The organism is Bradyrhizobium sp. P2_E8, from assembly GCF_056403875.1.
In genome coordinates this window covers 1-5,640 of sequence record NZ_JBFUES010000475.1, presented here as the reverse complement: position 1 = coordinate 5,640, position 5,640 = coordinate 1, and the positions used below count along the sequence as shown (strand labels likewise).

Sequence of the window (5,640 nt, the reverse complement as noted above, 5' to 3'; positions counted from 1 at the left end):
GAAGAAATCCGCGAAGAAGGCCGCCAAAAAGAAGAAGGCCAAGAAGTCCAAGCGCTGATCGCGCTCCCGAGAACAGACACCAACAAGCCTCCGGGTGCGGACGCGCCCGGAGGCTTATCCCGGCAATAGCCTATCCGCGTCGCTTGGCTGCGCGCCGGCCCGGATGATGGACCCCTTGCGGATCGCGAAATTCGCTGCGATGGCCGCGCCGGTCCTCCCTGGCAAAGCGCCGCCGTTTCTCAGGCGAGCCGAACTGCTTGATCACCCGCCTGCCGTTGACCTTCTTGATGACGTAGCCGCCCTCGGTCATCGAGAACGGCTCCGTCAGCGTACCCTTGTGGTCGAACTTGGTGCCGCGGGGATGCTCGAACGGCTCGAACCAGGATGGGTAGACGAAGTTCGACATCTCGACGCCGTCGACGAAGAAGGAGTCCTCCTCCACGGCGTCGCAGACCTCATAGGCATATTGCGTGTTCCTGTTCTTGTCGGCCCAGAGATTGGCCATGGGGTCGAGCACCATCTCGAACAGCTCGTGCGAGGCCGCGACGCTGACGGGCTCCCCGTCCAGCGCCTTGACGAAGATCTTCGAGATCGGCTGGCCGCGATGCGTCAGCTCATGGCGCCCGAGCAGCCCCTCATGCGAGGCGTCGTCGAAATAGACGAGCTGCCAATCGGCAGGCTTCGGCTTCTTCGTGACGTAAAGGTCGACCGGATAGCCCCACACCGGCAGGAAATGCTTGTCGTAACACTTCTGGAGCGCCGCGGTGAGCTGGCTCATTTTGCTGCCGCTGATCGACTCCTCCGCGTAGTTGATGCAGGCAATCCGGACTGGCCTCAGCGACCGGCCGAGCAGCGCACGTCTCGTCTTCTTCATGGACATCACCGCGTGAAAGGGAAACTGAAATCCGGCCACCCTAACACGGCGCGCCGCACACGTCAGGGATGTATTCCGCCGCCTCGCCTGTCGGCCTAGACGCGCCGGTTGACCACGAACACCGCGGCCGCGCACATCGCCATGCCTGCAATCGCCAGCGCATCGAGCTTCTCGTCGAACAGTGCGTAAGCCATCAGCGCGGTCACGGCGGGCACGAGGTAGAACAGGCTCGCCACCGACGTCGCCGCCGCGTGGCGGATCAGCCAGTACAACAGCCCGATCGATCCGATCGAGAGCGCCACAGTGAGCCAGCCAAGCGCGAGCACGAACTCCCGCGTCCAGTGCACCACGCGATCCTCGAACAGGAAGGCGCCGACCGCGAAGAAGACGGTGACGGCCACATATTGCACGAAATTGCCGGCGCGCCAGTCGATGTGGTTGCAGTAGCGGCGCTGATAGAGCGTGCCGAGCGTGATGCTGACCAGCGAGACCACCGAGGCAAGCCAGCCGAGCCCGGCTTCGCCGGTCATGGGGCGGTTGTGCAGGATCAGCACCACGCCGCCGAGGCCGAGCACCAGCCCCGCCCATTGCACCGGCGTCACCTTCTCGCCCAGCCAGCGGTTGGCGATGGTCGAGGTCAGGATCGGCTGCAGGCCCGGAATCAGCGCGGAGAGCCCGGCCGGAATCGAATGCGCGATCGCGATGGCGGTGCCGCCGAGATAGAAGCCATGGACGAGGATGCCGGCCACCGCGCTATGCGCGATGCCGATACGGTCCGGCCATTTCGGCCGCGCGATGCCTGCGATGATCGCCATCAGGCCGACCACGATCGCCATGCGGATGGCGAGATAGGTCAAGGGATCGGCATTGTTGATGACGAATTTGGTGCCGATGAATCCGGTGCTCCAGAGCAGGACGAACAGGATCGGCGCGGCGCGGGCGGTCAGGGCTTCTTGATTATGGTTCATTGCCGCCCTCATTGCCCGATGGGGGCCTATGCGGCAATGCGAATTTCGACCTGAGCGATGCTGCGCTGCGACGGAGAGCAGCTCGGATCAGCCGCTCACCATTCGTCCGGACAGGGGTCGATGATCTTCCAGAGCTCGATGCCGTTCTTGATCTTCTTCATGTCGGTGGTGAGCCCGCCATTGCGGCGGATCCAGTCCTTCACCGTATCAGGATAATAGGACATCAGGTCGGACGTCCCTTCCGCGCTGGTGACCTTGATGCCGAAGGTGAAGGCCTTGTCGTAATAGGCCTGATGGAAGCCGAGGCTGGCGCGCGGCGTCACGCAGATCTTGTTCATCGGCACGATGCCGAGCACGAGCGTGCAGGCCGAGTTGCAGATGCCGTCGATGATGACGCGCTCGCCCTTCTCGCGGACACGCTTGTACTTGGCCTTGTACTCGTCGACATAGCCGCCATGGTCGCGGGTGATGTGCAGCTCGGCCCGCGCTGGCGTGGCGGCGGCGAGGCAGAGCAACAGCAGGCTCAAAAGCGTGATGCGCATGGCGGCGGACGACGACAGCCTTCAGGAATGGGACCGGCCTCGAAGGACCCCCAAAGGGCCGGCAACAGGAGTCTTATCGAATTCTCTTTGGTCATACTTGTGTGGGGAATTCGTTAAGCATCCGGAAAAGGCCAAAAATGGGCAGGATCCGGCCGCACTTCCGGCAATTCTGTCACACCCATCCGGGAATCTGCGGGATTGGGCCCGTTTTCCGCCCACCGGACGGGTGTCCTGGCGGCCTGAAATGGCTATAACCGGCAGACCTATTCGCGCGGGTTCCGGAGAATCGAGATGAGCAAGTTGAAGCTTGTAGCCGCGGTTGCTGCCCTGTCGGCCGCAATCCTAGCCCCTGGCCTCGCGGAGGCGCGGGGTCATCACCGCTACCACCGCTCCTACGCCAACCCGCTGCCCTACCCGATCAGCTATCTGCACAATTACGGCCCCGGCATCACCCCCGGCACCTTCGCCTATTACGACGGCCCCTCGACCAACCACTGCTACCAGAGCGCGGCCGCCTATGTCGGCCAGGACCGTCGCCGGCACCCCTGCTACTGAGGGGCACTGGCGCGTCCGCTGCGGGCGTCCCTATCGGGCGACGCCCGACAGCAGCAATTGCTTCTCGATCTCGTAGACCGGCAGCTTGACGAGGTCCTTGCCCACCTCGCCCTGAAGCGCCTTGCGCACGACGTCCGAATAATCGGCGCGGATCATGCCGAGCGCACGCGGCGAGGCCACCATGGTCAGGGCCGAGGTCTCGCCCGAGCTGACCGCGGCGTCGAGCCGGCTGGCCAGGCCGCGCAGGAAGGCGCGCTCGGCCTCATCGTGCCAATCGGTCTGCTCGACCGAGCTGCGCGCACCGCCGGCCGCGCCATGCAATCGGCCCGGCGCGTCGCTTCCCTGCGCGCTCGTCGGGGGATTGGGCCGCTCGTGCACCTCCCTGGTGTGGAGGTTCGGAAACATCTCGTCGCCGAGGTTTTCCAGAATGAGCGCCTTGCGCCCGTCGCACACGACCAGCCAGTCACCCTTGTCGATTCTCATCTTGTCCATTGCAGAGCTCCAAACAAACAGTGGGCGACCGATGCGGACGACCAGCCGAACGCTCTTCGCATTCCGCGAAGGACGGCCCACGGCGACAAGACTAGGGAGGAAGCATCGAAGATGAATTGCGCAGGATCAAGGTTGGTGGCGAAGTGCCGCGATGCGAGCACGGCATGGCCAGAAGCGCGGAGCTGGCGTAGTCTGGCGGAGCTGGATCAGGCGCGCGGCGGGGCAACTGAAAATTTGTTCATCAGCATTACATTTCGGTTCCGCCACAATTTGATCAGAACAACTTCGATATCCTGTATTGCGTAAGCAGAGGAAGACATCATGAATCTCAAGATTGGCCTCGTCGCCGCGTCCCTGTTCGGTGCCCTCGCGGCATCGCCGGCGGCGTCCGCCATGCCCATCGCGCCTGCACCTGCGGTCCCGCAGGTCTCCGACGTCGAGCAGGTCCGTATGGTCTGCGACGCCTGGGGGCAATGTTTCTGGCGTCCGAACTATTATGGCTATTACGGCCCGCGGCCGTACTACGGCCCCCGATATTATGGACCGCCGCGCTACTACGGCGGCTACGGCCCGCGCTATGGTTATTACGGCTATCGCCGCTGGTAACATTCGAAGGGGCCCTCGGGGCCCCTTCGCTTTTGCAAGATCGTGGAGTGCCCACGCGCCTGTTCGGCCGGCCTGGAGCAATTCCAAAACTGATCCAGATCAAAGAGGAAAATTCGCCGCGCCGTCATTCTACAGCGATGGCCGAGTTGATTGTTTTTCGATGCCCCCAGACGGGCATGAACGTGCAGACGCATCTGGAGAAGCAGCAGGGACCGGAGGGACGCAGCTTCGAGTCCTTCGCCTGTCCCGCCTGCACGCGCCTGCATTTCATCGACCTCGCCTCCGGCCAACCGATGAGCCGAGAACGTTGACGGTGACAATGATCTGACGGACGTCATGGCATGATGTCCGCAATACTACGGCCCGGAATCCCGTTTACTGAAGCACGATGTTTCGCCATTGATGTCGATGTACCGACGTTCATTTGATTGTCACATTGCAGCAGCCGGCCCGACGCATGTTCGACGCCCTCGCCCCGTCCTCCGCACTTCAACTGATCGGCTTTGCCGATGTCGATGCGTTTCGGCCGATCGAGTCGATGGAGGATGCCCGAAGCATTCCGCTCGACGTCCCGAACTTCGCGGCCGCCCGCGCCGTCGTCGCTCTGCCGGCGTGCCGCATCATCGTGATGAGATCCTTCGCGCGCATCCTCGACACCGCCTATCGCATGCCGGGCGGGATGGTGATCCTGCCGATGACCGACGACCTTCAGGTCAATTCCAAGGGAATGGATCTCGACGCGCGCTTCTTCGTTGCGCTCCGCGGCAACGATCAATGCCATTTCGTCGAACCCCAGACCAATTATCACGCGATGATCATCTTCTCTCCGGGCCTGAAAGACCGGGGCTGGTTCGATCATGCCGACGATTTGCGGGCCTATGTCGCGAACCGACCCGCCCTGCTGCACACACGGCAACTCCTGCTCGACATCCTGCGAACCGCGTCGGTGCAGCCGCTCCTGTTCGAGAGCACCGAGGTCGCCGCCCATCTCCAGGAAGGCCTGCTGCTCGCGCTCGACGATTTGTTTCGGATCGATGCGCGCCCGGATCGGAGCACCTCGGTCCAGGGCGGGCGGTCGACCAAGCTCGTGCAACGGATCGACGATTACGTCGCGGCCTATCCGACCGCTCCGATCTACACGGCCGATCTCGCCGGTGAGTTCGGTGTCTCGATCCGGACGCTCGGCGGCGCCGTCAGCAAGGTGCGCGGCATGAGCCTGCACCAGTACATCCGCCTGAAGAGATTGTGGGCAACACGCGCCCGGCTGCTCAAAGGCGGCGGCGCCACCGTTGCCACCTGCGCGCGCGCCCAGGGTTTCCACCACATGGGTGAGTTTGCCGCGGCCTACCGTGCCACCTTCCACGAGGCGCCATCGGACACGCTGGCGCGGGGGCGGCAGATCAGGCTTCCGGCAAGCTGACGCCACTAGCCGCGCTACGGCCACCCGACCCCAGTATCGCCCTGGAACATAGCTGGAACGCCAGTCGGGGCTGCGCGCTCGGGAGGCGTCAAGTCGGACGCAATATTGGCCGCGCGTCCTGCGATTTTCGGCCTGCGCCAGATCGCCTGGATCGCACTTCGTCACGGACGCGCGCGACCAATC

The 5,640-nt window shown here is 63.6% G+C and carries 8 protein-coding genes; 4 read left to right on the top strand and 4 right to left on the bottom strand.

Features of this window, described 5'->3' with window-relative positions; genetic code table 11:
* Nucleotides 1–130 precede the first annotated feature (130 nt).
* The 3 genes from AC1D00_RS24055 to AC1D00_RS24045 all read right to left on the bottom strand — a co-directional run bounded on the left by AC1D00_RS24055 (nucleotide 131) and on the right by AC1D00_RS24045 (nucleotide 2,384).
* Complete coding sequence (locus AC1D00_RS24055) at nucleotides 131–874, bottom strand: hypothetical protein (RefSeq protein WP_167771422.1); 744 nt, start codon at nucleotides 872–874, stop codon at nucleotides 131–133.
* 95 nt (nucleotides 875–969) lie between these two features.
* A complete protein-coding gene (locus tag AC1D00_RS24050; RefSeq protein ID WP_404557143.1) occupies nucleotides 970–1,842 on the bottom strand; it encodes a DMT family transporter in 873 nt (290 codons plus the stop codon).
* A 95-nt stretch (nucleotides 1,843–1,937) separates the two neighbouring features.
* Nucleotides 1,938–2,384, bottom strand: coding sequence for a hypothetical protein (locus AC1D00_RS24045; RefSeq protein ID WP_135178134.1), 447 nt, complete (start codon nucleotides 2,382–2,384; stop codon nucleotides 1,938–1,940).
* A gap of 291 nt (nucleotides 2,385–2,675) precedes the next feature.
* On the opposite strand from AC1D00_RS24045, the gene AC1D00_RS24040 reads away from it, so the two are divergent.
* Nucleotides 2,676–2,939, top strand: a complete 264-nt coding sequence (locus tag AC1D00_RS24040) for a hypothetical protein (RefSeq protein WP_027549261.1) — start codon at nucleotides 2,676–2,678, stop codon at nucleotides 2,937–2,939.
* 30 nt (nucleotides 2,940–2,969) lie between these two features.
* Here AC1D00_RS24040 and AC1D00_RS24035 read toward each other — a convergent pair whose 3' ends face one another.
* Entirely contained in the window at nucleotides 2,970–3,431 is a 462-nt protein-coding gene (locus tag AC1D00_RS24035) for a host attachment protein (protein ID WP_027549260.1), read from the bottom strand.
* 321 nt (nucleotides 3,432–3,752) lie between these two features.
* On the opposite strand from AC1D00_RS24035, the gene AC1D00_RS24030 reads away from it, so the two are divergent.
* The 3 genes from AC1D00_RS24030 to AC1D00_RS24020 all read left to right on the top strand — a co-directional run bounded on the left by AC1D00_RS24030 (nucleotide 3,753) and on the right by AC1D00_RS24020 (nucleotide 5,457).
* Nucleotides 3,753–4,037 (top strand): hypothetical protein, encoded by a 285-nt coding sequence (locus AC1D00_RS24030; RefSeq protein WP_027549259.1) that lies wholly within the window; start codon nucleotides 3,753–3,755, stop codon nucleotides 4,035–4,037.
* 47 nt (nucleotides 4,038–4,084) lie between these two features.
* The gene (locus tag AC1D00_RS24025; protein ID WP_404559201.1) at nucleotides 4,085–4,348 is read left to right on the top strand and encodes a hypothetical protein; all 264 of its coding nucleotides are present in this window, start codon (nucleotides 4,085–4,087) and stop codon (nucleotides 4,346–4,348) included.
* Nucleotides 4,349–4,494: 146 nt separating this feature from the next.
* Nucleotides 4,495–5,457: an AraC family transcriptional regulator gene (locus AC1D00_RS24020; protein WP_477012359.1), complete on the top strand. Its 963-nt coding sequence runs from the start codon at nucleotides 4,495–4,497 to the stop codon at nucleotides 5,455–5,457.
* Nucleotides 5,458–5,640 lie beyond the last annotated feature (183 nt).

Bases quoted from the DNA above. Each gene is read 5' to 3' on its own strand.
- AC1D00_RS24045 (WP_135178134.1), bottom strand. From the start codon at position 2,384: ATGCGCATCACGCTTTTGAGCCTGCTGTTGCTCTGCCTCGCCGCCGCC.
- AC1D00_RS24020 (WP_477012359.1), top strand. From the start codon at position 4,495: ATGTTCGACGCCCTCGCCCCGTCCTCCGCACTTCAACTGATCGGCTTT.
- AC1D00_RS24040 (WP_027549261.1), top strand. From the start codon at position 2,676: ATGAGCAAGTTGAAGCTTGTAGCCGCGGTTGCTGCCCTGTCGGCCGCA.
- AC1D00_RS24055 (WP_167771422.1), bottom strand. From the start codon at position 874: ATGAAGAAGACGAGACGTGCGCTGCTCGGCCGGTCGCTGAGGCCAGTC.
- AC1D00_RS24035 (WP_027549260.1), bottom strand. From the start codon at position 3,431: ATGGACAAGATGAGAATCGACAAGGGTGACTGGCTGGTCGTGTGCGAC.
- AC1D00_RS24050 (WP_404557143.1), bottom strand. From the start codon at position 1,842: ATGAACCATAATCAAGAAGCCCTGACCGCCCGCGCCGCGCCGATCCTG.
- AC1D00_RS24030 (WP_027549259.1), top strand. From the start codon at position 3,753: ATGAATCTCAAGATTGGCCTCGTCGCCGCGTCCCTGTTCGGTGCCCTC.